Source organism: Streptomyces wedmorensis, from assembly GCF_000716445.1.
Classification (GTDB): Bacteria; Actinomycetota; Actinomycetes; order Streptomycetales; family Streptomycetaceae; genus Streptomyces; species Streptomyces wedmorensis.
On the sequence record NZ_JNWK01000014.1, the window covers coordinates 1 to 25,049 of the forward strand.

Below are 25,049 nucleotides of genomic sequence, written 5' to 3' on the forward strand. Positions count from 1 at the left end.
GCGGCCAGCACCTCCGAGCGCAAGTTCCCCGAGTACTACGACAAGACGCCGTTCTTCTATGAGTGGAGCCGCAACTTCATCAAGGAGTTCCGCCTCGACGCGGCGGGCGACCTCCTGAAGATCAACCCCTTCGTCGCCGAGCTCGGCCTGCGCTCGCCGATCGACATGAAGTTCGGCCCGGACGGCGCGATGTACGTCGCCGAATGGCCTACACCGCCAACGGCACCTACTCGGCCCAAATGACGGTCACCGACAGCGGTGGCAAGTCGGCCGGCGTGAACGTGCCGATCATCGTCGGCAACACCCGCCCCACGGTCACCTTCACCTCCCCCGCCAACGGTCGCTTCATCGACTACGGCGACACCATCACCTACCAGATCAGCGTGACCGACCCCGAGGACGGGGCCGTCGACTGCTCCCGGGTCGTCGTGACCGCCGCGCTCGGCCACGACAGCCACAGCCACGACACCGGCCAGTACACCGGCTGCTCCGGGACCATCACCACCGGCGCCTCGGGTCACGACGCCACCGCCAACACCTACCTCGTGCTGTCGGCCGACTACACCGACAACGGCGGTCTGCAGGGCACCACCTCCATCGTGCTCCAGCCCCGCCACAAGCAGGCCGAGTACTTCACCGGCAAGTCCGGGGTCCGGGTCGTCGAGCAGAGCGGCGCCGAGAACGGCAAGCGCATCGGTGACATCTCGAACGGTGACTGGATCTCGTTCAAGCCCCTGAACCTGGCCGGCGTCGAGTCCGTGACCTTCCGGGTCTCGGCTCCCTCCAGCACGGGCGGCTCCATCGAGCTCCGGGCCGGCTCGCCGACCGGCGCGCTGATCGCCACCAGCCCCGTCCCGTCCACCGGCGGATGGGACAACTACGTCAACCTCGACCCCGTCGCGGTCACCGACCCCGGCGGCACCCAGACCGTGTACGCGGTCTTCAACGCCCCGACCGCCGACTCGTTCGACGTGGACGCGCTCGTCTTCAACGCTCCCGGTACGGGCTGGACCCCTCCGCAGAGCGGTAACAAGTACACCGTGACCAGCGCCCACAGCGGCAAGCGCGTGGACGTGCGGAACGGGTCGACCGCCGACGGCGCGGCCGTCATCCAGTGGACGGCGAACGGCGGCACCAACCAGCAGTGGCAGCTGACCGACGCGGGTAACGGCGCCTACACCCTCACCGCGCAGCACAGCAACAAGTGCCTGGACCTGGCGTCGAAGACCGCCGCCAACGTCCAGCAGTCGGCGTGCGTCGCCGGCGCGTCCGACCAGAAGTGGAAGCTCGTGTCGGCCGGGCTCGGCAACTACCGGATCGTCTCGGTCCTCAGCAACAAGTGCCTGAACATCCCGCAGGCGTCCACCGCGGACGACGTGCAGCTGGTCCAGTCGACCTGCAGCACGACCGCGGCCAGCCAGAAGTGGAGGTTCGGCCAGGTCGGCTGAGCCCCCTCCCGACACCCGGTGCCCGCCCCCACCTGACCGAGGGCGGGCACCGGGCCCTCAGCACCTCGAACCCCCCACCCCTCACCCCCTTCGACATCCGAGGTGGATACGCCATGACACGTCCGATCACCCTCTTCACCGGGCAGTGGGCCGACCTGCCGTTCGACGAGGTCTGCCGACTCGCCGCGCAATGGGGCTACGACGGCCTCGAGATCGCCTGCTGGGGCGACCACTTCGAAGTCGACCGCGCACTCGACGACCCCGACTACGTACGACGCAAGCGCGAGGTCCTCGACCGGCACGGACTGTCGGTGTGGGCGATCTCCAACCACCTCGTCGGCCAGGCCGTCTGCGACCACCCGATCGACGAACGCCACCGGGCGATCCTGCCGGCGCGCCTGTGGTCCGACGACCCCGAGACGGTACGCCGCAACGCCGCCCGCGAGATGGCCGACACCGCCAGGGCGGCGGCGCTCCTCGGCGTCGACACCGTCGTCGGGTTCACCGGCTCCGCGATCTGGCACACCGTCGCCATGTTCCCGCCCGCCACCCCCGGCATGATCGAGGCCGGCTACCGCGACTTCGCCGAACGCTGGAACCCCGTTCTCGACGTCTTCGAGGAGCAGGGCGTCCGGTTCGCGCTGGAGGTCCACCCGAGCGAGATCGCCTACGACTACTGGACGACCCGGAAGACCCTCGAGGCCATCGGCCACCGCTCTTCGTTCGGCCTGAACTGGGATCCGTCCCACATGGTGTGGCAGGACATCGACCCCGCCGACTTCCTCCTGGAGTTCGCGCACCGGATCTACCACGTGGACTGCAAGGACACCCGCGTCCGTGTCGGCGACGGCCGCCGCGGCCGCCTCTCCTCCCACCTGCCCTGGGGCGACCCCCGCCGGGGCTGGGACTTCGTCTCCACCGGCCGCGGGGACGTCCCCTGGGAGGACTGCTTCCGGGCGCTCAACGCCATCGGCTACGAGGGTCCGGTGTCCGTCGAGTGGGAGGACGCCGGGATGGACCGCCTGGACGGCGCCGCCGAAGCGGTCGGGTTCATCCGCCGCCTCGCCGAGACGAGGCCCCCCGCCGCGTCCTTCGACGCCGCTTTCGCCACCCAGGACCCGAAGGAAGGAACCAGCCATGAGTGAGACCCCCACGCGTGAACCCGGGCGCACCGGCGTCTGGTTCGTCGGCGCCCGCGGCTCGGTGGCGACGACGGCCGTCGCCGGCGCCGCCGCGGTCGGAGCGGGACTGGTGCCGCCCGTCGGCATGGTCGCCGAGCTGGACGAATTCACGGACGCCGGACTGCCGCCGGTCGACGGGCTGGTCTTCGGCGGCCACGACGTGACCGACACGCCCCTGCCCAAGCGCGCCGAGCAGCTGGCGGCGGCCGGAGTGTTCCCGCCGGCCCTCCTCTCCGGCGTAGAGGCGGCGCTCCGGGCCGCCGACCGGGAGATCCGTCCCGGAGCCCGTCCGGCTCCGGACCGGCCCCAGCGGGAGGCGGCCGAGGCGCTCACCGCGGACATCGTCTCGTTCCGTGACCGTCACGGTCTCGACCAGGTCGTGGTCGTCAACGTCTCCTCCACCGAACCCCCGGCCGCACCCCACCCCGCCCACGACGGCCTCACCGCCCTGGAGGCGGCCCTGGCCGACACCCCCCACGTCCTCCCCACGAGCTCCCTGTACGCCTACGCGGCCCTGCGGGCCGACTGCGGATACGTGGACTTCACCCCCTCGCCCGGCATCCGCCTCCCCGCCCTGCGCGAACTCGCCGCACTGCGAGGACTGCCCTACGCGGGCAGCGACGGCAAGACCGGCGAAACCCTGGTGCGTACGGCCCTGGGGCCGATGTTCGCCCACCGCGGCCTGCGGGTGCGGTCCTGGTCCGGCACCAACCTGCTCGGCGGCGGCGACGGCGCGACCCTCGCCGACCCCGAGGCGGCCCTCAGCAAGAACACCTCCAAGCGCAGCGGCCTGACCGCCATCCTCGGCGACCAGGTGGAAGGCCTCACCCACATCGACTACGTGCCGAGCATGGGTGAGCTGAAGACGGCGTGGGACCACATCGCCTTCGAGGGGTTCCTCGGCACCCCGATGACCCTCCAGTTCACCTGGCAGGGCGTCGACTCGGCGCTCGCCGCACCCCTCGTCCTCGACCTCGCCCGCTTCCTGGCCCGCGCCCGCGGCGACGGCGCCACCGGGCCCCAGGAACAGCTCTCCTTCTTCTTCAAGGACCCCGTCCGCGCCGACGGATCACCGGCCGAACACCGACTGGTCACCCAGTTCGAGACGCTCCGGGCCTGGTACAGCGGAGACGGGCGATGACGGCCGCCGCGGCCGTGACCGGCGCGGGGATCGGGGCCGGGGAGCCCGGGACCGAGACCGGCGCCGCGATCGGGGAGGGACCCGGGACCATGACCGGCGCCGGTGCCGGTGCCAGTGCCGGGATCGCGACCAGGGCCCGGACCCTGCTGGAGCTCGTACGGGCCCCCGCGGCGCTCACCGTGCTCGGCGACACCCTCGCGGGCGCCGCCGCGAGCGGCCGGCATGCCGCACCGGGACGGACGGTGCGGCTCGCGTTCGCCTCCACCTGCCTCTACTGGGCGGGCATGGCGCTCAACGACTACGCGGACCGGGAGGTGGACGCCGAGGAACGCCCGCACCGCCCCCTGCCGTCCGGCCGGATCAGCCCCCGCACCGCCCTCGCCACCGCCGCCGCGCTCACCGGCGCGGGGCTCGCCGCGGCGGCGGCCGACGGCCGGGACAGCCTGGCGGTCGCCGCGCCCCTCGCGGCCACCGTGTGGGCCTACGACCTGTCCCTCAAGAACACGCCGTACGGGCCCGCCGCGATGGCCGCGGCCCGGGGCCTCGACGTCCTGATGGGCGCGGGGGCCCGCGGAGCACGACGAGCCCTCGCCCCGGCCGCCCTCCTCGCCGGGCACACGTACGCGGTCACGGCCGTGAGCCGCAAGGAGACCCTCGGCGCCGGCGCCTCCCTGCCCGCCGGCGCGCTCGCGGCCACCGGCGCGGTCGGCCTGGTCGCCGCCGCACTCACCCCGGCGACCGCCGGCCCCGTCCGGCGGGCCACGTCGACCGTGCTGCTCGGCGGCTACGTCCTGGCGGCCGGATCCGCACAGCTGACCGCGACCGTCCACCCCGACGCCACCCGCCTGAAGCGCGCGGTGGGCGCCGGGATCCACGCCATGATCCCGCTCCAGGCGGCCCTGACAGCACGCGGCGGTTCCGTCCGCGCCGCGCTGACGCTCCTCGCCGCGTACCCCCTGGCCAAGCGCCTGTCCCGGAAGGTGTCCCCGACATGACCGCACTGCGATTCGGATACGGCACCAACGGGCTCGGGGACCACCGCCTCGACGAGGCCCTGGAGGTGATCGCCGGCCTCGGGTACACCGGAGTGGCCCTCACCCTGGACCGTGGCCACCTGGACCCGTACACCTCCGGCCTGAGCCGCCGGCTCGCCAGGACCCGGCGCAGGCTGACCGCGCTCGGCCTCGGCGTCGTGGTGGAGACCGGAGGGCGCTATGTGCTCGACCCCTGGCGCAAGCACGCCCCCACCCTGCTCGACAGCGAACCGGAGGGACGCGCGCGCAGACTCGGCTTCCTGCGCCGGGCCGTCGGGATCGCCGCCGACCTGGAGGCCGAGGCGGTCTCCTTCTGGAGTGGCGTCCCCGAACCCGGCATGGACCACGACGAGGCCTTCAAGCACCTCCAGGAGGGATGCGCCACGGTCGTCGAGACCGCGGGCCTCGTCGGCGTCCGGCTCGGATTCGAACCGGAACCGGGCATGCTGGTCGCGGACCTGGACGGCTACGAGCGCCTGCGCCACGCCCTCGGCGACCCGGACGTCTTCGGACTGACCCTCGACATCGGGCACTGCCAGTGCCTCGAACCCTTCCCGCCGGCCGAATGCGTACGGCGGGCCGCGCCCTGGCTGGTCAACGTCCAGATCGAGGACATGCGCCGCGGCGTCCACGAGCACCTGGAGTTCGGCGACGGCGAGATCGACTTCCCGCCCGTCCTGGCCGCGCTGACCGAGGTCGGCTACCGCGGCCTCGTGTCCGTCGAACTGCCCCGGCACGGTCACAGCGGCCCCCGGACCGCCGCCCGTTCGCTCGACGCCCTCCGGGCCGCCTCGGCGCTGCCCTGGACGGCCGAGGCGGTCCAGCGCGTACGGGCCGATCCGCGCTCCCTGACCACGCTGTTCCCCATCGCGGCCCGCCACGCCGGTACCGAAGCCGGGGAAGCCGTCCGCGTCCAACTGCTCCAAGCCCTGCCCGGTTCCGCGCCGGAACGGATCACGGCCCTCGAACGGCTGTACCGGCAGGGGGACACGGCCGAACGCCTCGCGGTGCTCCGCGCCCTCGCGCCGCTCGACCGGGACGGCGACCTCGGCCCCGCGGCACTGCCGCTGATCGCCGACGCCCTGCGGACCAACGACATCCGCCTCGTCACGGCCGCCGTCGGCCCGTACACGGCCCGGCACCTCGACCAGCCCGCGTGGCGCCAGGCCGTCCTGAAGTGCGTCTTCATGAACATTCCGCTGGACGCCGTCGCGGGCCTCTCCAGGCGCACCGACCCCGAACTCGTCCGCATGTTCCACGCCTTCGCCGCCGAGCGCCTCGCCGCCGGCCGACCCGTCCCCGACGACCTCCTGACCCAGCTCGACCTGCACGACACCGGAGAGCGACATGCGCATCTTTGACCCCCACATCCACATGACCTCCCGCACCACCGACGACTACCGCGCCATGCGCGCCGCCGGCGTCCGGGCCGTGGTCGAACCCGCGTTCTGGCTCGGCCAGCCGCGCACCTCTCCCGGCAGCTTCCACGACTACTTCGACTCGCTCCTCGGCTGGGAGCCGTACCGCGCCGCCGAGTACGGCATCCGGCACTTCTGCGCCCTCGCGCTCAACCCCAAGGAGGCCAACGACCCCCGCTGTCTCCCCGTCCTCGACGACCTGCCCAGGTACCTCGTCAAGGACAACGTCGTCGCCGTCGGCGAGATCGGCTTCGACGCGATGACCGACGCGGAGGAGCACGCCTTCACACGGCAGCTCGCACTCGCCCGCGAACACGGCCTGCCCGCCCTCGTGCACACCCCGCACCGCGACAAGGCCGCCGGCACCGCCCGCACCCTCGAACTCGTCCACGCCGACGGCATCGACCCCGCCCACGTCGCGGTCGACCACCTCAACGAGGTCACCGCCCCGATCGTCGCCGCGTCCGGCTGCTGGATGGGCTTCTCCGTCTACCCCGACACCAAGATGGACCCGGACCGCATGGTCACCATCCTCAAGGAGCACGGCACCCGCCGCGTCCTCGTGAACTCGGCGGCCGACTGGGGCCACAGCGACCCGCTGCGCACCCACGCGACCGCCCTCGCCATGCTCGACGCCGGCTTCACCGAGGACGACGTCGACCAGGTCCTCTGGCGCAATCCGGTCGAGTTCTACGGCCAGAGCGGCCGGCTCGTCCTGGACGACGCCGAACACCCCGCGCACGAGGAGTCGTTCGCCGGAAACTCGATCCGGCGGGGCGGCAGCTGATGCGACTGCGCCACCCCGGCGGTGAACTCGTCCACCTCGGCTACTGCACCAACGTGCATCCCGCCGAGGACCTCGACGGCATCCTCGCCCAACTCGACACCTACGCCCTGCCCGTACGCGAGCGCCTCGACGAACCGGTCCTGAACATCGGGCTCTGGCTCGCCCACGAGGTGGCCGCCGCCCTGGCCGCCGACGCCGGCCTGACCCTCAGGCTCCGCGACGAGCTCACCGCACGCGGCCTGGAGGTCGTCACCCTCAACGGCTTCCCCTACGGAGGCTTCCACCGGCCCGTCGTCAAGCACGCCGTCTACCGTCCGGACTGGACCTCCCCGGAGCGCCGCCGCTACACCGCGAACCTCGCGCACGTGCTCGCCGGGCTTCTCCCCGACGACGTGGGGGAGGGCACGATCTCCACCCTCCCGCTCGGATGGCGCGCCCACTGGCAACCGCACCACCTGGACCTGGCCGGCCGGCAGATCGGCCGTCTCGGCGAGGAACTCGCCCGGCTCCACCAGCTGACCGGACGCACCGTACGGGTCGCGTTCGAGCCGGAACCCGGCTGCCTCGTGGAGACCACCGGCGACGCCGTGCGGTACCTGTCGGACCTGGACCCGCGGTACTTCGGCCTCTGCCTGGACATCTGCCACCTCGCCGTCGCCTTCGAGACGCCGAAGGAAGCCCTGGACCGGCTGGCCGGCGCCGGGATCCCCGTGGTCAAGGCGCAGATCTCCTGCGCCCTGCACGCCGAGGATCCGGCGGACCCCGCGACCCGCGCCGCACTCGCGGCCTTCGCGGAACCCCGCTTCCTCCACCAGACACGCAGGGACGGGAGGCCCGCCAGAGGCACGGACGACGTGCCGGAAGCACTCACGGGACCGGCGGCCCTCGCCACCGGCAGCCCCTGGCGCACCCACTTCCACATCCCCGTACACGCCGACCCGGTCCCCCCGCTGACCTCGACCCGGCCCGTCCTGCGCAGCGCGCTCGCCGCGCTGCTGCACACCGAACACCCCGTCACGCGGCACCTCGAGACGGAGACCTACACCTGGTCGGTGCTGCCCGAACCGCCGCACGGCAGCGCCGGTCTCGCCGCGGGCATCGCCGCGGAACTGGAATGGACGCGCCGCGAGCTCCTCGACCTGGGCCTCTCCCGGCCGGTCGCAGGACGGCCGGCCCCCGACTCCTCCGGCCCCGGAACGGGACAGCCCGACCGGGAACACGAACTCCGACCGAACGGGAGCACCCCATGAGCGTCGTCGTCCTGAACGTCGTGGGCCTCACGCCCCGCACCCTCGCCGACATGCCCCACCTGCGGGCCGCCGTAGCCCAGGGCTTCACCGCCGGACTGGACACGATCCTCCCCGCGGTCACCTGCTCGGTCCAGTCCACCTTCCTGACCGGTGAACTCCCCACCGAACACGGCATCGTCGGAAACGGCTGGTACGACCGTGACATGGGCGAGGTCGCCTTCTGGCGCCAGCACCACGCCCTCGTCCACGGCGAGAAGGTCTGGCAGACGGCCCGCCGCACCCGCCCCGGCCTCAAGGTCGCCAACATCTGCTGGTGGTACGCCATGGGCGCCGACGTCGACATCACCGTCACCCCGCGCCCCGTCTACCACTACGACGGACGCAAGTCCCCCGACTGCTACACGGTCCCGGCCGGGCTGCGCGACTCCCTCACGGCCGAACTCGGACCCTTCCCGCTGTTCGACTACTGGGGCCCGAAGGCCGGCATCGCCTCCTCCCGGTGGATCATCGACGCCACCCGGCGCGTCCTCGCGGACCACGACCCGGACCTCACCCTCGTGTACGTCCCCCACCTCGACTACGACCTCCAACGACACGGCCCGAAGTCGCCCCAGGCACGCACCGCGGCACGCGAACTCGACCGTGCCCTTGCCCCCCTCCTCGCGACCCTCGCAGCGCGGGGAAGCACCTTGGTGGCACTCAGCGAATACGGCATCACCGAGGTGCGGCGACCCGTCGACATCAACCGCGTCCTCCGCCGCGCGGGCCTGCTGAACGTGTACACCCAGCAGGGCATGGAATACCTCGACCCCTGGACCTCCCGCGCCTTCGCGACCCCCGACCACCAGCTGGCCCACGTCTACGTGCCCGACCCCGAGGACCTCCCATGGGTGCGGGACCTGCTCCTCCGGACCGAGGGCATCGAGCAGGTCCTGGACGGGGACGACCAGCTGAAGGCCGGCCTGCGGCACGCGCGATCCGGAGAACTCGTCGCCCTCGCCGCCGCCGACAGCTGGTTCACCTACTACTACTGGCTCGACGACGACCACGCCCCGGACTTCGCCCGCGGCGTCGAGATCCACCGCAAGCCCGGCTACGACCCGGCCGAACTGTTCTTCGACCCGGCCGACCCCCTGGTCATGGCCAAGGCCGCCATGACCCTGGCCAAGGTGAGACTGGGCATCCGCACCGCCGTCTCCGTCGTACCGACCGACCCCTCCTGCGTCAGAGGAAGTCACGGCCGACTCCCCGACGACCCCGACGACGGCCCCCTCCTGCTGTGCTCCAGCCCCGCGCACGCCCGCGACCGCTTCCACGCCACCGAGGTCAAGCAGCTCCTGCTCTCCTGCCTGGGCGAAGCACCGGCGACCTGAGCGACGGCCACCCCACCGACGGCCCCCCACTCACCGACCCCTGTGAACAGTATTGAAAAGACATGTGACATGTGCCATTTTACTGCGCAGCCCGTCGCCGACGGGACCACTACTCCCTTCCCCAGGAGTGCACTTTGCGCACCAAGGCGCTCGTCACCGCCCTGCTCATCGCCGCCTTCGCGGCCACCCCCGCCCACGCGGCCCCGGCCGACCCCAAGCCGGACCACGCCTTCGCCGACCCCGGTCAGCGCCCGGCCCACGGCACCGCCAAGGGCGCTCCCGGGGCGACCGGCGCCACCGGCGGCAAGCTGGAATCACGCATCCTGCCGATCGTCCACGACTGCAGCCCGTCGCTGCGCATACGCGCCCAGGAGATGACGTTCACCCAACTGGCGGCGACCTGCGCGAGCCTGGCCAACCAGGACGCCTACTTCCACGGCGTCGTCAAGGACTCCGGGCCCGTCGCGAACGACCGCAACACCACCCTGGAGGTCGACGTCTTCAACTCCAGCGCCGACTACAAGGCGTACGCGGGCAGGATCTACGGCATCGACACCGACAACGGCGGCATGTACCTGGAGGGAGACCCCGCCAAGACCGGAAACCAGCCCCGCTTCATATGCTACGAGCGCACCGACGTGAGCCCCGGCTGGCAGATCTGGAACCTCAACCACGAGTACACCCACTACCTCGACGGCCGCTTCGACCTGTACGGCGACTTCGGCGCCAGCCAGACCACCCCCACCGTCTGGTGGGGCGAGGGCATCGCCGAATACGTCTCCTACTCCTACCGCGGCCTCATCTACGACAAGGCCGTCGCCGAAGCCGGCAAGCACACCTACTCGCTGCGCACCCTCTTCGACACCACCTACGCCAACAGCGACGTCAACCGCACCTACAACTGGGGCTACCTCGCCGCCCGCTACATGGTCGAGCGGCACCCCGCCGACGTCGCCACCGTCCTCGGCCACTACCGCACCGGAAACTGGGCCGCCGCGCGCTCCCACCTCACCGCACTCGACTACGAGGCCGACTGGAACACCTGGCTGGACGCCGTGGCCGCGGGCGCCTGACCCGTACGCCCGCCGCCGGGGCCCGCTCGGTGCCATCCGGAATGACGAAGTCCCGCCCTCTCGTGTTCGGGCGGGACTTCGTCCTCCGACGAACGGGCGGGTTCAGAGGTGCTGCTCCAGGAACTCCCGGACCTCGACGGTGCTCGCCGGCCCCGTCCCCTGGGTCACCGCCTCGCCGCCCCTCAGCAGTACGTAGGACGTGGCCCCGGTGATCCCGTACCGCTCGGTCGCCACCGGATGACGCGTGATGTCGACGCGGACGGCCGTCAGACGGCCCGCGTACTCGTCGGCGATGCCACCCATGACGAGGTCCATCACCCGGCTGGGCTCGACCGCCTTCGGCCAGCTTCCGGTGAAGTACGCCAGGACCGGGCCCTCGCTCACCCTGAGGATGAAATCGAACTCGGCGTCCTCACGGGGCTGGTGAACCCGCTTTGCTGCCATGGAAGCTCCTGACCTCACGTTTCTCGCTGTCCACGCCCATCATCTCCCGTGAGGTACGCCCAGCCCGTCACGGAGCACTGCGCCGACCCTGCTGTGGACCGTCCTCCTGGGACCACCCGGACAACGCAGCGTTCACGGCGGCCTCGGCATGGAGACGCGCGGTGGGAAAGACGGGCACGGGACTGTCCCCGGCATCGATGAGCAGCTCGATCTCGGTGCAGCCCAGAACGACGCCCTCCGCGCCGCCCGCGACCAGGTCCGCGATGATCTCCCGGTACGCCGCGCGTGACTCCTCCCGCACGATGCCCAGGCACAGCTCCTCGTAGATCACCTGGTGAACGGCCTTCCGCCCCGCGGCATCCGGGACGAGCACCTCCAGCCCGCAGGCCTCAAGGCGACCCCGGTAGAAGTCCTGCTCCATCGTGAACGCCGTCCCCAGCAGGCCGACCCGGCGCAGTCCCGACGCACGCACCGCCTCCGCGGTGGCATCCGCCAGGTGGAGCAGCGGGACGGAAACCGCCTCCTCGACCCGGTCGGCCACCTTGTGCATGGTGTTGGTGCAGATCAGCACCATGTCCGCCCCCGCCGCCTCCAGCGCCCGCGCAGCCGCGGCCAACACGTCCCCGGCCTCCGCCCACCGCCCCTGGACCTGCAACCGCTCGATCTCCGCGAAGTCCACCGAATAGAGCACACACCGCGCCGAATGCAGCCCCCCGAGCCGATCGCGCGTGAACTCGTTCACCAGCCGGTAGTACTCCGCCGTCGACTCCCAGCTCATCCCGCCGATCAGCCCGATCGTCTTCACCGCCACGCCCCTCGCCTCGACTCCCGCCGGCATGCCCAGGTAGGCCACCGGACGCGCACCCATAAGGCATTCAGCATGCCAGGCAGTCCGGCATAAGCCTCACTTGGAGGATCCTGTGGATGTGGATGTGGATGTGGATGTGGATGTGGAGGTGGAGGTGGAGGTGGAGGTGGAGGTGGAGGTGGAGGTGGAGGTGGAGGTGGGCGTGGGCGTGGGTGCGGGTGCGGGCGTGCTCGTCTCGGGATCCCAGTCCCAGTCGCCGACGTAGGCCGCCACCCCTGACCGGCGCGCCTCCGCGAAGGCGGTCAGCCGGGCGAAGTCCCGCACCGGCATCAGTGCCCGCCACTCGTCCAGCGGCAGGACCCGCACCTCGTCGTGCTCGTCAGGGGCGAGCGTGAAACTCGCGATCTGCCGGTCGGTCAGCCGTCCCCCGTCGAAGACGAAGCCGACCGTCGCGAGCGGCCACGACGCGCCGGGCAGCCCGAACACGGCCGCCAGGAGACGCGGCGGCCCGGACACCAGCAACCCCGTCTCCTCCTCGGTCTCCCGCACCGCCGTCTCCCACGGTCGCTCGCCGTCCTCCGCGGTCCCGCCGGGCAGCTGCCAGGGATGCACGGCGCTGTAGACCGCGTGCAGCTGCACGGGCCGAACGTCCATGTCGGTGAAGAACAACGAGCCGGACACACTCGCCTTCGGCAGCAGCGCCGCGTACTCCTCGGGCGGGAGGAACTCGCTTCTCATCGCGGCAGACCTCCTTGCACACGGCTGGAAAAGGGCCAGACGTCGTCACGGGTCCGCAGACGGACCAGAGTGCGGCGGCCGCGCTCGACCAGCTCAGGGTCCCCGGCCCGGGTCCCGAAGGCGATACCGGAGACCGCGTCCAGCGCCGCACTCGCCACCAGATGCGTCTCCTCGACGCCGGTGAGCGGGCGGCCGTAGCCGCCGAGGAACGCCTCGGCGAGATCGGCACGGCCGTCGAAGCAGCCGAGGAGCCGGACGAAGTCCCGTACACGGGAGTGGGGTTCACTGCGCTCGACGTCGATGAAGCGCACGGCGCCGTCATCCGCGAGCAGGAGGTTCCGCAACTGGAGGTCGCCATGCGTCACCACCTGCTCCAGCGGTGGCGACTCCCGCGCCGCGGCGACGGCCGAGCGAACGCACTCCTCCTCCCCGGGTTCGAGCAACGGCCGAGCGGCCGCGAGATGTCGTTCCGACCGGTCGTACGGCCCCGTCGGCAACGGCACATCGGCATCGGGGGACGGCAGCGGACTCGCATGGATACGCGCCGCGAGCGCGCCGATCGACCGGAACACCTCTCCCTCCTCGGCGACGGTCAGCACAGCCCCGTGGAGCGACCGCCCCTGGACGGCGCTCACCACGACCGCCCGGAGCTCCGCGTCGGCCGCCACGAGCCGGGGCCCCGAGCTGCCCAGCCGCGGGACCCACCCACGCAGCGCGGCCGTCTCCCGACGGTGGAACCTGTCGTTCTGGTGGACCTTGACGAACCACAGACCGCCGCCGACGCCTTCGATCCGCCAGACGCGGCTGTTCTCGCGCGACCACGACACATCCGCCCACGCGGCGATCCGGCCCGCGGCGCGCTCGGCGAAGTCCCGTACCCCCGGTTCCGGAACCTGCTCCGGTACCCGCTGCGGCACCAGCTCCGGCACCTGCTTCTCGCCCCCCGGAGCCGGGACGAGGCACCTCCGGTCGAGACGAGGCTCGTAGGCGATCGGATCGTCGGGCTCCTGGAAATGCAAGGCGACAGGAGCACCGGCCCGATAGGCGTCGAGGCCGGCCCGGCAGTACGCGACCATCGGCTCCGGCAGCGCACCGAACGGAAACCACCCCATCGCGTCGCACTTGTCCGGTTCCGCGATCCGCGGCGTGCCCCGCCAGCGACGGACCTCGAAGAAGAACCCGACCCGTTCCCGCCCGCCGGGCGGCCGATGGTGCACCGTGACGGCCGCCCGCACATCGGCCGGATCCACCACGAGACCGGTCTCCTCGAACGTCTCGCGTACGACGGCGTCGACGACGGTCTCCCGCTCCACGTGCCCCGACGGCGCATGCCACAGACCGGCCGCGTACACCTCACCGGCCCGCCGCGACAACAACACCTCCGGCCCTCGCTCCCCGTCCCGTACGGCGATCAAGTGCACGTCCACCGGAACGGTATGCCGCCCTCCGCCGCTCACGCGCCTCCTCCCGCTCGCCGCATCGGCGGCACGATCGACTCCGCCTGTTCCACCGGTCCGGCCCCTTCGCCGTATTGCTCGGGCAGTGATCGTGCGTGGGCGGAGCTCGCGGGAGCGGCGGTGGCGAGCGCGGGCAGCGTCCACTCCAGAGCACGCGCGCCGCCGCCGGAGGTGACGTGCTGCGGCCCGCCGCCGTCGGAGAGGTCCACCTGGTACGCGTCCGGCCGTCCCGCGCGTTCCCACCGCTCGTGAACGGCTTCGAGGTCGGCCCACACATCCCGCCGTCCCCGCACACGCACCGTCCCCTCTCCGGGGCCGGGTACGGCCCAGGAGTCGTCGTCGGGCGCGACGATCCTCATCACGCCCTCCTGGAAGTCCCACACGAGCCCCTCGGCGAGGTACGCGGCCGCGAGCCAGAAGCCGTACGCGTCCCGATCCGGCGGCGCGAGCCGCGTGGCGCGCGGCCGACCGGGGTCCGCCTCGATACGGGGACGGTGGTGGACGGAGGTCAGCCACCGGTAGCCGAGCAACGGCCGGGTACCACGCTGACCGCCCTGAAGCACGGCCTCGGGCCGGCCCCGCGGTGTCCGGGTGACCAGCAGCTGTCCGGGCCAGCTGGGCGTCCTGGTCGCCAGCGTCGTCACCAACCTGCCACCCGGAGCGAGTTGGTCGATCCACGCCGCCGGAACACTGGGAACCCCGAACCCGGAATGGACCCGGTCGTACGGACCCGAGGCCGGATGCCCGTCGATCGCATCACCGGTCACCACCTGCACGCCGAGCCCAAGCCGGTCCAGGTTCCGCTGCGCGAACGCGGCCATGTGCCGGTCCCGTTCGACGCCGAAAGCCCTGCCGGGGCCGACGACGGCGGCGGCCAGCGCGAGGGAGACGCCCGGACCCGGCCCGAGATCCAGGAATCGCTGCCCGGGCTCGATCCGCAGCGTCTCCAGCGCCTTCACGGTGGCCAGGAGCCCAGTGGACATCGAGGTCATGTGGCCGCCGGTGACCGGCCCGCGCCCCAGCGCGTCGAGGGGTTCACCGTCCCGCTGAAGAAGGACGGAGTCCCCGTCGTACACGAGGTCGAGCCACTCCTCCCGGTCGTCGGGATGGCCGCCGTCGAGGAGCCGCCAATCGATCGGATCCGCGGCCGGACCGCTGACCCGTACATAGGCGTGCGGAAGCAGGACCTCCCTGCGCAGCCGCAGCAGGGCGTCCCGCAGACGCGGGTCGCTGAGCTCGCCCTCGGCTTCGAGACTCCGGACCAGCGCGGCACGCCGACTGCTCGGGTCGGCGGAGGCCCCGGACAGACCAGTACTCCCTGAGTCGGTCAACGCACCCACCCCATCTCCGTGTACGGCCGTCCGGCCCGGATGCCTTCGATCGCCGCACGCGTGTAGGGGACGATCGGCTCGGGCAGGTCCTCGGCGCTGCACCACTGCCAGCCGACGCACCTGTCCGGCTCCCGAACCTCCGGCACGCCCTCCCAACGGTCGGCGCGGAAGAACAACTGGACTCTCGGCAGGCCACCGTGCTCCACCATGTGCACCGTGTGAACGAGGCGGAGGTCGCACGGGTCGACGACCAGCCCGGCCTCCTCGTACGCCTCGCGAACCAGACACGCGGTTGCCGACTCCGCCTCGCAGTGACCGGCGAGGGTGTGCAGGAACCCGCCCGCGTACACCGAATCGGGATGTCGACGGCCGAGCAGGACCTGACCGTCGCGCTCCACGTACAGGTGAACGCCCACGATGTGCGGCACGGTCCCAGGCGGCCCCGCCGCAGGCGCGACTGGACCCGTGTCCGCCTCCACCGCGGACGGGCTGAGGCCCGCCGGCTTGAGCGAGCCGACTCTTCCGGGGGCGGGCTGCCTCGGTGCGGGCACCGACGGGTTCGTGAACTGGCGGGCCTGGAGCTCGTACGCCTCCCGGAACGCTCCCGTGCTCGTGGCCGGGTCCATGAGCTCGGCGAACGTACCGTGCTCGACGACCCGACCCTGATCGAGGACGTAGATGAGGTCGGCGTGGCGCACGCTGTGGAGGCGGTGGGTGATGAGGACGGTGGTCTGGCCGGTGCCGGCGAGCCGATGGATCTGGTCGAAGACACGCTGTTCGGCGGCCGGGTCCAGCGCACTGGTCGGCTCGTCGACGATCAGGACCTGACCCTCACGAGCCTTCCCCCGAGCCAGACCGATCCTCTGCCACTGGCCGCCGGAGAGTTCCTGCCCGCCCCGGTAGCCGCGGGCCAGCAAGGTACCGAGGCCGCGGGGGAGCCCGGCGATGACCTCGTCGGCTCCCGCGTACGCGGCCGCCGCCCCGATGGCCGTATCGTCCATGGCGACACTGCTGCGGCCGATGCCGATGTTCACGCGGGCGGTGAAGGGCCACCGCTGGAAGTCCTGCGCGACCAACGCGACCCGGGAGAAGATCCGGGCGCGGCACGCGTCGGCGGCACTGACGTCTCCCCACATCACCCGCCCCTCGGCCGGCAGGTGCAGACCGCACAGGAGTTTCGAGACGGTCGACTTGCCGGAACCGTTCTTCCCCACCAGGGCCACCGTCCGGCCACGGGGAATGACGAGATCGACCTCCCTCAGAGACGGCTCGTCGGCACCGTGATACGAGAAGCCGACCTTCTCGAACCGAATCTCGTCGAAGTCCTCCGGCACGTCCACGCCGGTCTCCGGGATCGCACGCCGCTCGGCCTCGACGCACAGCCGCTCCAGGTCGGCGACGAACAGGGACTCCTCCTGGATGTCGGTGACCCGCAGCACCAGGTCCGTGATGCTCGCCGATCCGGCGCGGATGGCCAGCACGGCGGTGCCACCCACGGCGAGTGCCATCTGTCCGTTCCACAGCAGCAGCCCCAGCACTCCGTACGCGGCCACCGTCGCCACACCACGAGCCCCGTCGGCCAGCAGCCCGGTACGAGCCGCCACCCAGGCGAGCCGGGTCTGCTCCCGCTCACTCGTCTCCGCCATGCCCCGGAAGTGCTCCAACAGGAAGGGACCCACGTCGTGGACCCGCACCTCGCCCGCCGCCTGCTGGTCGATCAGCAAGCGGCTGATCAGCTTCGCGGCACGCGTGTGCTGCACGAACCGATGCCAACTCGCGTACCGCGCCCTCGCCATCGTCAACGCCCCCCACGCACTGGGCAGCGCCATCGCGGTCAACAACGGCAACAGCGCCCAGTGCAGCACCGTCAGCACACTCGCCGCCGCGACCAGCGAGATCGCCGAAGCCACGACGGCCGTGCAGTAACCCACCATCCGGCGGGCCCCGTCGGCCCCCCACTGCGCCGAGTCCATCAACTTGTGAAACGCGTCGTCCTCGATCGCGTCCATCTCCACCCGCGCGACCAGCCCCAGATACCGCTCGGTGGCCACCCGCTGAACCTTCGGCTCCAACACCCCCGTCGAAGCGGTCGACGCCGACTTCAACAGCGAGGACACGACCGCCATCACCGACACGACCACCAACGCCGGCACCGACGCCCTCAGTCGATCCACCAACGCCCCCGCCGCCAGCAGCTCACCCAGCAGCCCGTTCACCGCCACCAGGCTGAGCGCCTGCGTCAACCCCCGCCCGACCTCACTGACCCCCACCGTGTACAGCGCCCTGCGATCCGCCGCCCTCGCCAACCGAACAGCCACCGCAACCTGCCTCGGAAAGCCCACGGCCATGCTCCACATGCCCAACTTCACCCAGGTCCCGCGGTACTGATTCCACCCCTGCTCATAGTCGAGCCGCCCCCCGAACAACACCTCCTCGGACGCCGAATGCCCGCCCGCCTCGCCCCCCGACGCACTCTCCCCGCCGTTCCTCACACCCCCCACCTCCCCTCCGCGCGCCCCGAGCTCAACGCCCCATCACCTCGACGAGACCTCGAACCGCCCCCAAGGCCCCCGGACCGCCCAAGCGGCCGACCACCAGGACGATCGGGAACGGGATTCATGACGTCCTCCACAGGAACTTGGCTCGGGTTGTCGGATAACTCAACGACCACCCCCAGTCCGTCGAACACACGTCTTTCGGACGTCGTACGAACCCCGAGACGGAGCGAATCCATGTTCGTGCCAAGTGCACCGACCCTTGCGACAAGAGGACCGTGCCCTGGCGAAGACATGGCCGAAACGCCGCCATGGAACCGGCGCGGCGCCGGGCTGCGCAGGGCGAGACGTCGACGCCGGCCTCGCCTTCGAGACGGGGCGCGTGACCGTTCTCAACGCACTCGACGAGAACGGGCCGAGCTTCGAGCCTCCCGGTCCGAGCCTGCGGTCCCACGCGTTCCGTTGACGCACCCGGATCCGCCCGACTCGGACTCCGCTACCTCGTCCCCTACCGTCCGCCGCGGCCGAGCCGTGACAGTGCTTCGGTGGGCGCACAGAGCCAGTCGAGCAGTCGACTGCTCAAGACGAAGTAGTGGATGCTCACCCGCCCGTTGGCCTTGTCGACGACGGCCGGGGCGGCTTCGCCGTAGACGTGCCGCAGGTAGCGGCGGCGGATCGGAGCCCCGGCCACCAGCAATATCGGCGCAGCAATGATGATCGCTACGGGTATGAGCACCCTGGTCAGGGTCGGTTTCATCGGCTCGTCGACTCGCATGGGCACAGTGTGGACGCCACCCCGTTGCCTGTCATCCGGCCTACGGGGTCCGGCGCCCGCCTGTGGTGTCCGGGCCGGTTGCACGTAGGTTCCCGAACGCGCGGGACGGCCGTCCGCGACGCGACCGTGGCCCGCTTCGACGAGCTCGCCGACACCCTCCGTACCGGATTCGTCCGACCTTCCGTGCCCCGCCCTCCCGGACCGAGCAGGTGATCGCCCACCGGACACTCCGCAGCAGTGTCCACCCGCCCCTCACCACCCCAGCTGCGGCTCGCCCAGGACCTCGCTGCCGATGCGCGCGGCAAGTTCCTGGGCTCGGGTCAGGCCCCCGGGGTGACTACCGCCGTGGACGAAGACGGTGTGGTGTTCGGTCCACCGGCCGATCTGGGCTTCGTCGGCGTGGAACACGATCTGGACTCCGTCGTCGTTGGCGCTCGCGTATTGGCCCGTCTCCGGGCGTGCCGGCCACAAGCCGCGCCAGCAGACATCGGCCAGGCCGTGGCCGAGCGCAGCCATGAAGCGCTCCTCCACCGTCCCCGTCGGAACCTCCGCCATGACGTCCAGTGGCAAGTGCGCCTCCAGCGAGGCGTCGTCCGCGCCGGCCACGTCGAGGTCGAACGAGAGGGCCTCGCCCGTCGGACCGATGCGCATGTCCGCGTAGTCGAAGATCCCCCCGGGCAGGATCGGGAGCATCCGCCGTACGTCGTCGACCGTTCGCAGCTCGGCGTAGAGATCGGCCCTGCTCTCGCACTCCGCCATCAACGAGCGCAGATGCTCGGCCCGCGCGTACGCCGCTGCCGCGTCGGTGGTCTGGAAGACGGGATAAGCCCTGGAATTGCCCATGGCCGAACCGTCACACGTGCTCGCACGACTCCGCCACCGCGTTTCGGCGATCGACTGCTACGAGAAGGCCGACGCCATTCTGGTCGAGCTCGGTGACCACCAAGCGCGGACCATGGTGATGAGCAACCTCGGCACCGCTCACCGGCAGGCGGGAAGGGCCGAGGAGGCGGAGACCTGCCGCAGGTTCGCTCTGGCCCTCATCCGGGAATTCGGCATCGACCGTCACAGTGAGGCCACGGCTCTGAACAACCTGGGCACGGTCCTGACGGACAGGGGCAAGTTAGAGGAGGCGATCGCCGCCCACGCCAACGCGGTCGTCGTCTTCGGCGAGGGCCGCCGTGCTCTCCGCTGGGGGCGGTTTCGCTCACTGGCGCGGCGAAGCGGGGGACCCGGAGGCGGCGGCAGCGGCGTTCGCCGAGCCGCTCGTGGTCATGACGCGAGTCCTCGGTGAGGAGCACCCGCACGTCCGGATCATCCGGCGCAATCTGATCCACTTCAGGGAACAGGTACAGGGCTGACGTTCGGCGTCTCTCCGCGTCTGCTGTGGGGCTTCGCGTAGGGGAGGCGTACTCGCCGTCCCGTTCGCGCGGGGCGTGCTTCACGCCGTCGTGCCCGTCAGGCCGGGTGCCCCGCCGCATTTGTGGTCCCGACAGGCTTGCGGAATATGTAGACCGGTCTATTCTGGGTTCATGGTTGGAACCAAGGGAGCCGAGACCAGCTCGCGGCTGGCGGAGTCGATGCTGGAGCTGATCCAGCGGCACGGGTACAGCGGTACGGGACTGAACGCGGTGGTGGAGCACGCGGGTGCCCCGAAGGGGTCGCTCTACTTCCACTTCCCGCAGGGGAAGGAGGAGTTGGGGGAGAGGGCGGTCGAACTGGCGGCCGCGCGGTTCGGCTCTCTCGTGACCGGCTCGTCGACGGCCACGGCCACCGCCACGGCGTCCGCGTCGGCCACGGTGGGTGAGGTGCTGGGCCGTGTGATCGACGAACTGGCCGGGATGCTCGAAGGAAGCGACTTCCAGCTGGGGTGTCCCGTCTCGGTGGTCACTCTGGAGATGGGGGCGGAGAGCGAGCGGCTGCGCGGCGCCTGTGCCGACGCGTTCGAGTCGTGGATCGCGCCGGTGAGCGAGTTGCTGGTCGCGCACGGACGGCCTCGTACCGTCGCCCGCGTACTGGCGACCGCCGTGGTGAGCATGGTGGAGGGGGCGGTGATCGTGTCGCGTGCGCAGCGGTCCACCGACCCGCTGCGCTGCGCCGGCCAGGCGATCGACGTACTGCTGGCGGCGCAGGGTGTGGAGGCCTCGGAGTGAGCACGGACGAGCGGCACGCACTGGTGCTGGGAGCGAGCGGTTTCATCGGGCGCCATGTGGTGCTCGCGCTCGGGCAGGCCGGTGTACGAGTGAGTACGGCCAGTCGGAGCCGGGAGTCCTACGAGCGGCTGGCTCGGTGGCTGGCTGGGCGCGGGCACGGCAGCGCACCGGCCGACCTTCGGGTCGACTACAGCAGGGCGTCGCTCATCGAGGGGGAGTGCGGCGACGTCACCGAGATCTACAACTGCGCCGGTGCCTTCCGGTTCGGGATGCAGGTGGAGGAGGCGCGTCGCGCCAACGTCGACAGCGTGCGCACGGTCGTCGAGTTCGCGGCGCGGCTGCCGTCGCTGCGCCGGCTGGTCCAGGTCTCCGGGTACCGCGTCGGCGGGATGGAATCCGGCGCGTGGAGCGAGGAACGCCGACGCGAGACCTATCGGACACTGGGTCCCTACGAGGCGTCGCGGGTGGAGGCGGACGCCGTCTTCCGCGACCTGGCGGAGCGGTTGGGCGTCCCCTGGTCCATCGTCAACCCGGCCAGTGTCATCGGGGACAGCGCCACCGGGGAGTCCGACCAGTACCTCGGGCTCGCCTCCAACGTGAAGGATCTCTGGGAGGGCGCGCTCCCCGCGCTCCCGGGCAACGGGCAGACATTCGTCCCCGTGATCGCGGCCGACCACCTCGCCCGGTTCATGACCCTGCTGCCGACGGAGTCGGCCACGGAGGGCACCGCGTACTGGCTGCTGGACGACGACACGCCCGCGCTCCCCGACCTGCTCACGCTCGTGGCGGAGCACTACGGCGTCAAAGCGCCCCGGGCGCGGATACCGGCGTCCCTGCTCAAGCGGCTTCCCCGCCGGCTCACCAAGGCGGATCCGGAGACCTTGACGTTCCTGTCGACCGACCGCTACCCGACCGGTTCGGCCCATGCCTTCGCCATCCGGCACGGGCTCACCATGCCGGACACCGCCACGACGGTACGCCGCTGGGCCGACCACCTGGCAGCCCACCGCTTCGGCGGCGCCCCCGCGAGTGACAGGCGGTTCATCACGCCGGGCGGAATACGGACGTTCGAACTGGGCGGGTCAGGCGCACCGACGGTGGTGCTGCCCGGTCTGCCGGTCAACGCCGACACCTGGGCACCCGTCGTCGCAGCGATCGGGCACGCCCGCGCCGTCGACCTGCCGGGCCTGGGCATGAGCTCGGGGAGCCGCGACGACTGGCCGACGTGGTCGACCGCGCTGGTGACCGAGACCGGCGCCCGTCACCTGGTGGGCCACTCCATCGGCGCCGCCGCCGCCGTCGAGGCCGCGACCGCGCACCCTCAGGCGGTGGAGCGACTCACACTCGTATCACCGTTCTTCCTCCAGGCCCGCCCGCCGCGCGCCGTCCAGTGGACGCCCCTGACCCGTCTGCTCCTGAGCCGGGCGACTCCCACAGCGCTGGCCGAGCGGCTCACCGGCACCACGGACCACGCGCCGGCGCTCCGATCCGCTGTCTCGGACCTTCGCCGCGGCACCGTCGCGGCCACCACCGCCCGGCTCCTCGCCGCCACGGCGAACGCGCGGTGGCGCGAAGACCTCCGGGCCAAGCTGCGGAGCCACCCCGGGCCCGTCCACGTCGTCGTCGGCTCCCGCGATCCGCTCGCCGCCGACGGACGGGCCCTGCTGGACGCCCTGCCGCACGCCACCGTGACGGTGATCGACGGCGCGGGGCACCACCCCCAGCTGACCCACCCGGAAGAGGTCGCTCTGGCCATGGGCGGGGTGCGCCGGGGTCAGGCGTAGGTCTCGCGAGCGTCGTCGTCGCCGTCATGGGTGGCCTGTTCGTTCTGCATCGCGCCGCGCGGCCCGGAGCACGCGACCCCCGCGGTCACGGACGAGCCGGAAGCCGCCGAGGCCGTCGGCGCCCGTCGAGCGTGGGCGGGGCCACGAGGACGGGGCCGCCCGTCCGGCCCGCGCGACGAACCGTGGGCTCCCGCCCATACTGAGGAGGACGGCAGCCGTCCAGGGGTGCGTACCGACGAGAATCGCGGTGGCGATGGAGCAGGTGCCCTTCGACGAAGTGACCACCAGTGCGGCCCGGGACGCGGGCGGCTGGCTGGGGGCCCTGCCGGTCGCCGTGGTGGCCACTGGCGCGGACGGGGCGATCGTCCGCTGGGACCACGCGGCGGAGGGCCTGCTCGGCTACACCCCGCACGAGGTGCTCGGCCGGCACATCGCCGACCTGCTCCACCCGGGTGCGGACCGCAGCCTCGGCCGGTCGCTGTGGGAGGGCGCGGCCACCGGGCGCGGGGTCATGGGAACGGTGACCGCCTGGCACAGGGAGGGGCGCCCGCTGGACCTGGAGATCTGGGCGTGTCCGGTGCCGGCCCGGCACCGGGGCGGGACGACGGTGCTGGTGTTCGCCGCGGAGGCGGAGGCCGCACGACGGATCCGGGGCTCGTCGGCCGTGTGGGACGGACTGTTCACCCGTTCCCCGGTCGGCATCGCGGTCCTGGACACCCAGCTGCGGTTCCTCCGCGTCAACCCGGCGCTGGTGGCTATGAACGGTCTTTCGCAGGCCGCCCACATCGGGCGGCGCCTGGCCGAGATCCTGCCCGACGTCAACGCCGCGGACATGGAGCGAGCGATGCGGCGGGCCCTGGACGAGGGTAAGCCCGTCCTGGATTCCCGCCGTACGGGCCGCACGCCGGCCGACCCGGACCACGACCATGTGTGGTCCGGGTCGTACGTCCGGCTGGAGGACACCGACGGACGCCCGATCGGGCTGGCCGCCACCCTGATCGACATCACCGCCAAGGAGCAGGCGCAGCTCGAAGCCGAGGCGAGCCGGCGCTACCTCGCCCTGGTGAACGAGGCCACGCTGAAGATCGGCACCAGCCTGGACCTGGAACGCACCGCGCAGGAGCTCGCCGACATCGCGGTGCCCGACCTCGCGGACGCCGTCACCGTCGACGTTCTGGAGACCCTGGCCGCCGACGGCGAAGTCGGCGCGGGCCTGCTGGGCGGCGCCATGCTGCGCCGGCTGGCCAAGGCCCCGCTGACGGGATCACCCGTCACCACCGCTCTCGCCCCCCTGGGACGCACCCTCGTGTTTCCCGCCAACGCGCCCTACACCCGGGCACTCGGCGAGCGCCGCTCCTATGTCGTACCCGAGTTCGACGAGCAGGCCATCGCACCGGCGACGGGCCACTCATCGAGGCCCGCGGAGCTGCTCGGGCTGGGAGTGCACTCGTTCATGATGACCCCGCTGCTCGCCCGGGGCGTGGTGCTGGGCCTGGCCACCTTCTACCGGACCCGTCCGGTCGGCCCGTTCACGAAGGACGAGGTCGACCTCGCCGGCGAACTGGCGGCCCGCGCCGCGGTGTGCGTGGACAACGCGCGCCTCTACCACCGTGAACACGACACGGCCGCCGTGCTGCAACGCAGCATGCTGCCGCAGCACATCACCCCTCCGCCGGGCATCGAGGTCGCCCACCGGTACCTGCCCGCCAGCGATGTGAACGAGGTCGGCGGCGACTGGTACGACGTCATCGCGCTGGAGGACGGCAGGGCCGTCCTCGTCATCGGGGACGTGATGGGGCACGGCACCGCCGCCGCCGCGGTGATGGGACGGCTCTCCGCGACCGTCAGGGCCCTGGCGCGCCTCGACCTCGACCCCGAGGACGTGCTCTACCAGCTGGAGGCCGCCCTGCGCGACCTCGCCGAGCCGATGATCGCGACCTTCCTGTCCGTGGTGGTCGATCCGGCCACCGGCCGCTGCCGCATCACCCGTGCGGGTCACCCGCCCCCTGTGGCCGTCCTTCCCGACGGCACCGTGCGCCTGATCGACGTACCGCCGGGCCTGCCGCTGGGTGTCGGCGGCGTCGCCTTCACGACCACCGAGGTCTCCGTGCCCCTCGGCAGCGTCCTCGTCCTGTACACCGACGGCCTCGTCGAGTCCCGGAACAGCGACATCGACGCCCGTCTCACCGAACTGACCGATCTGCTCGCCGGACCCGTCCCGTCCCTGCCCGCCCTCTGCGACCGCCTGCTCACCCACCTCGTGCCGGCGTCCTCGGACGACGACATCGCCCTTCTCGTCGCCCGCGTCGGCACCCCGCCCTGAGGCGGTGGGACGGGCCACCCGCCGTGAATGTGCGGA

The 25,049-nt window shown here is 71.8% G+C and carries 22 protein-coding genes; 14 read left to right on the plus strand and 8 right to left on the minus strand.

What is annotated here, in order from left to right; translation table 11 throughout:
- The 10 genes from OO54_RS42405 to OO54_RS13640 all read left to right on the plus strand — a co-directional run.
- The coding region (locus OO54_RS42405; RefSeq protein WP_157856474.1) for a hypothetical protein at positions 1-243 on the plus strand (243 nt) is incomplete at its 5' end.
- Positions 204-1,448, plus strand: a complete 1,245-nt coding sequence (locus OO54_RS41515; RefSeq protein ID WP_051786921.1) for an RICIN domain-containing protein — start codon at positions 204-206, stop codon at positions 1,446-1,448. The genes OO54_RS42405 and OO54_RS41515, both read left to right, overlap by 40 nt.
- Before the next feature lie 113 nt (positions 1,449-1,561).
- Entirely contained in the window at positions 1,562-2,593 is a 1,032-nt protein-coding gene (locus OO54_RS13605; RefSeq protein ID WP_033203130.1) for a sugar phosphate isomerase/epimerase family protein, read from the plus strand.
- A complete protein-coding gene (locus tag OO54_RS13610) occupies positions 2,586-3,770 on the plus strand; it encodes an inositol-3-phosphate synthase (protein WP_033203131.1) in 1,185 nt (394 codons plus the stop codon). The genes OO54_RS13605 and OO54_RS13610 overlap by 8 nt, the downstream gene beginning before the upstream one ends.
- Entirely contained in the window at positions 3,767-4,765 is a 999-nt protein-coding gene (locus OO54_RS13615) for an SCO3242 family prenyltransferase (RefSeq protein ID WP_157856475.1), read from the plus strand. The genes OO54_RS13610 and OO54_RS13615 overlap by 4 nt, the downstream gene beginning before the upstream one ends.
- Positions 4,762-6,165: an EboA domain-containing protein gene (locus OO54_RS48770; protein WP_051786922.1), complete on the plus strand. Its 1,404-nt coding sequence runs from the start codon at positions 4,762-4,764 to the stop codon at positions 6,163-6,165. Before OO54_RS13615 ends, OO54_RS48770 begins: the two co-directional genes overlap by 4 nt.
- Positions 6,152-7,009, plus strand: a complete 858-nt coding sequence (locus OO54_RS13625; RefSeq protein WP_033203132.1) for a TatD family hydrolase — start codon at positions 6,152-6,154, stop codon at positions 7,007-7,009. The genes OO54_RS48770 and OO54_RS13625 overlap by 14 nt, the downstream gene beginning before the upstream one ends.
- Positions 7,009-8,259, plus strand: coding sequence for a metabolite traffic protein EboE (gene eboE / locus OO54_RS13630; protein ID WP_051786923.1), 1,251 nt, complete (start codon positions 7,009-7,011; stop codon positions 8,257-8,259). The genes OO54_RS13625 and eboE overlap by 1 nt, the downstream gene beginning before the upstream one ends.
- Complete coding sequence (locus OO54_RS13635; protein ID WP_033203133.1) at positions 8,256-9,632, plus strand: alkaline phosphatase family protein; 1,377 nt, start codon at positions 8,256-8,258, stop codon at positions 9,630-9,632. The genes eboE and OO54_RS13635 overlap by 4 nt, the downstream gene beginning before the upstream one ends.
- Positions 9,633-9,766: 134 nt before the next feature.
- The gene (locus OO54_RS13640; RefSeq protein ID WP_051786924.1) at positions 9,767-10,705 is read left to right on the plus strand and encodes a collagenase; all 939 of its coding nucleotides are present in this window, start codon (positions 9,767-9,769) and stop codon (positions 10,703-10,705) included.
- Between the two features lie 102 nt (positions 10,706-10,807).
- On the opposite strand, the gene OO54_RS13645 is transcribed toward OO54_RS13640, so the two are convergent.
- The 8 genes from OO54_RS13645 to OO54_RS13680 all read right to left on the minus strand — a co-directional run bounded on the left by OO54_RS13645 (position 10,808) and on the right by OO54_RS13680 (position 19,596).
- Entirely contained in the window at positions 10,808-11,149 is a 342-nt protein-coding gene (locus OO54_RS13645) for a thioredoxin family protein (RefSeq protein WP_033203134.1), read from the minus strand.
- Positions 11,150-11,216: 67 nt separating this feature from the next.
- Complete coding sequence (locus OO54_RS13650) at positions 11,217-11,954, minus strand: aspartate/glutamate racemase family protein (RefSeq protein ID WP_051786946.1); 738 nt, start codon at positions 11,952-11,954, stop codon at positions 11,217-11,219.
- 99 nt (positions 11,955-12,053) lie between these two features.
- Positions 12,054-12,695, minus strand: coding sequence for an NUDIX domain-containing protein (locus OO54_RS13655; RefSeq protein WP_063738279.1), 642 nt, complete (start codon positions 12,693-12,695; stop codon positions 12,054-12,056).
- Positions 12,692-14,122, minus strand: a complete 1,431-nt coding sequence (locus OO54_RS13660) for a phosphotransferase (RefSeq protein WP_234439275.1) — start codon at positions 14,120-14,122, stop codon at positions 12,692-12,694. Before OO54_RS13660 ends, OO54_RS13655 begins: the two co-directional genes overlap by 4 nt.
- Before the next feature lie 26 nt (positions 14,123-14,148).
- Positions 14,149-15,483, minus strand: a complete 1,335-nt coding sequence (locus OO54_RS13665; protein ID WP_418953246.1) for a methyltransferase domain-containing protein — start codon at positions 15,481-15,483, stop codon at positions 14,149-14,151.
- Entirely contained in the window at positions 15,480-17,726 is a 2,247-nt protein-coding gene (locus tag OO54_RS13670; RefSeq protein ID WP_342450914.1) for an ATP-binding cassette domain-containing protein, read from the minus strand. The genes OO54_RS13665 and OO54_RS13670 overlap by 4 nt, the downstream gene beginning before the upstream one ends.
- A 760-nt stretch (positions 17,727-18,486) precedes the next feature.
- Positions 18,487-18,753, minus strand: coding sequence for a hypothetical protein (locus OO54_RS13675; RefSeq protein ID WP_033203135.1), 267 nt, complete (start codon positions 18,751-18,753; stop codon positions 18,487-18,489).
- 252 nt (positions 18,754-19,005) lie between these two features.
- A complete protein-coding gene (locus OO54_RS13680) occupies positions 19,006-19,596 on the minus strand; it encodes a hypothetical protein (protein WP_033203136.1) in 591 nt (196 codons plus the stop codon).
- Between OO54_RS13680 and OO54_RS13685 the strand changes: the two genes are divergently transcribed.
- The 4 genes from OO54_RS13685 (at position 19,595) to OO54_RS13700 (ending at position 25,013) form a co-directional block, all read left to right on the plus strand.
- Positions 19,595-20,047, plus strand: coding sequence for a tetratricopeptide repeat protein (locus OO54_RS13685; protein WP_033203137.1), 453 nt, complete (start codon positions 19,595-19,597; stop codon positions 20,045-20,047). The genes OO54_RS13680 and OO54_RS13685 overlap by 2 nt on opposite strands.
- A 238-nt stretch (positions 20,048-20,285) precedes the next feature.
- Complete coding sequence (locus tag OO54_RS48305; RefSeq protein ID WP_033203138.1) at positions 20,286-20,906, plus strand: TetR/AcrR family transcriptional regulator; 621 nt, start codon at positions 20,286-20,288, stop codon at positions 20,904-20,906.
- A complete protein-coding gene (locus OO54_RS13695; RefSeq protein WP_033203139.1) occupies positions 20,903-22,690 on the plus strand; it encodes an alpha/beta fold hydrolase in 1,788 nt (595 codons plus the stop codon). Before OO54_RS48305 ends, OO54_RS13695 begins: the two co-directional genes overlap by 4 nt.
- Before the next feature lie 253 nt (positions 22,691-22,943).
- On the plus strand, positions 22,944-25,013 hold the full coding sequence (locus tag OO54_RS13700) for a SpoIIE family protein phosphatase (RefSeq protein WP_051786948.1): 2,070 nt from the start codon (positions 22,944-22,946) through the stop codon (positions 25,011-25,013).
- The last annotated feature ends 36 nt before the right edge of the window (positions 25,014-25,049 follow it).

Bases quoted from the DNA above. Each gene is read 5' to 3' on its own strand.
- OO54_RS13685 (WP_033203137.1), top strand. From the start codon at position 19,595: ATGGCCGAACCGTCACACGTGCTCGCACGACTCCGCCACCGCGTTTCG.
- OO54_RS13605 (WP_033203130.1), top strand. From the start codon at position 1,562: ATGACACGTCCGATCACCCTCTTCACCGGGCAGTGGGCCGACCTGCCG.
- OO54_RS13675 (WP_033203135.1), bottom strand. From the start codon at position 18,753: ATGCGAGTCGACGAGCCGATGAAACCGACCCTGACCAGGGTGCTCATA.
- OO54_RS48770 (WP_051786922.1), top strand. From the start codon at position 4,762: ATGACCGCACTGCGATTCGGATACGGCACCAACGGGCTCGGGGACCAC.
- OO54_RS13680 (WP_033203136.1), bottom strand. From the start codon at position 19,596: ATGGGCAATTCCAGGGCTTATCCCGTCTTCCAGACCACCGACGCGGCA.
- OO54_RS13615 (WP_157856475.1), top strand. From the start codon at position 3,767: ATGACGGCCGCCGCGGCCGTGACCGGCGCGGGGATCGGGGCCGGGGAG.
- OO54_RS48305 (WP_033203138.1), top strand. From the start codon at position 20,286: ATGGTTGGAACCAAGGGAGCCGAGACCAGCTCGCGGCTGGCGGAGTCG.
- OO54_RS13700 (WP_051786948.1), top strand. From the start codon at position 22,944: ATGGAGCAGGTGCCCTTCGACGAAGTGACCACCAGTGCGGCCCGGGAC.
- eboE (WP_051786923.1), top strand. From the start codon at position 7,009: ATGCGACTGCGCCACCCCGGCGGTGAACTCGTCCACCTCGGCTACTGC.
- OO54_RS13610 (WP_033203131.1), top strand. From the start codon at position 2,586: ATGAGTGAGACCCCCACGCGTGAACCCGGGCGCACCGGCGTCTGGTTC.
- OO54_RS41515 (WP_051786921.1), top strand. From the start codon at position 204: ATGGCCTACACCGCCAACGGCACCTACTCGGCCCAAATGACGGTCACC.
- OO54_RS13645 (WP_033203134.1), bottom strand. From the start codon at position 11,149: ATGGCAGCAAAGCGGGTTCACCAGCCCCGTGAGGACGCCGAGTTCGAT.
- OO54_RS13635 (WP_033203133.1), top strand. From the start codon at position 8,256: ATGAGCGTCGTCGTCCTGAACGTCGTGGGCCTCACGCCCCGCACCCTC.
- OO54_RS13625 (WP_033203132.1), top strand. From the start codon at position 6,152: ATGCGCATCTTTGACCCCCACATCCACATGACCTCCCGCACCACCGAC.
- OO54_RS13655 (WP_063738279.1), bottom strand. From the start codon at position 12,695: ATGAGAAGCGAGTTCCTCCCGCCCGAGGAGTACGCGGCGCTGCTGCCG.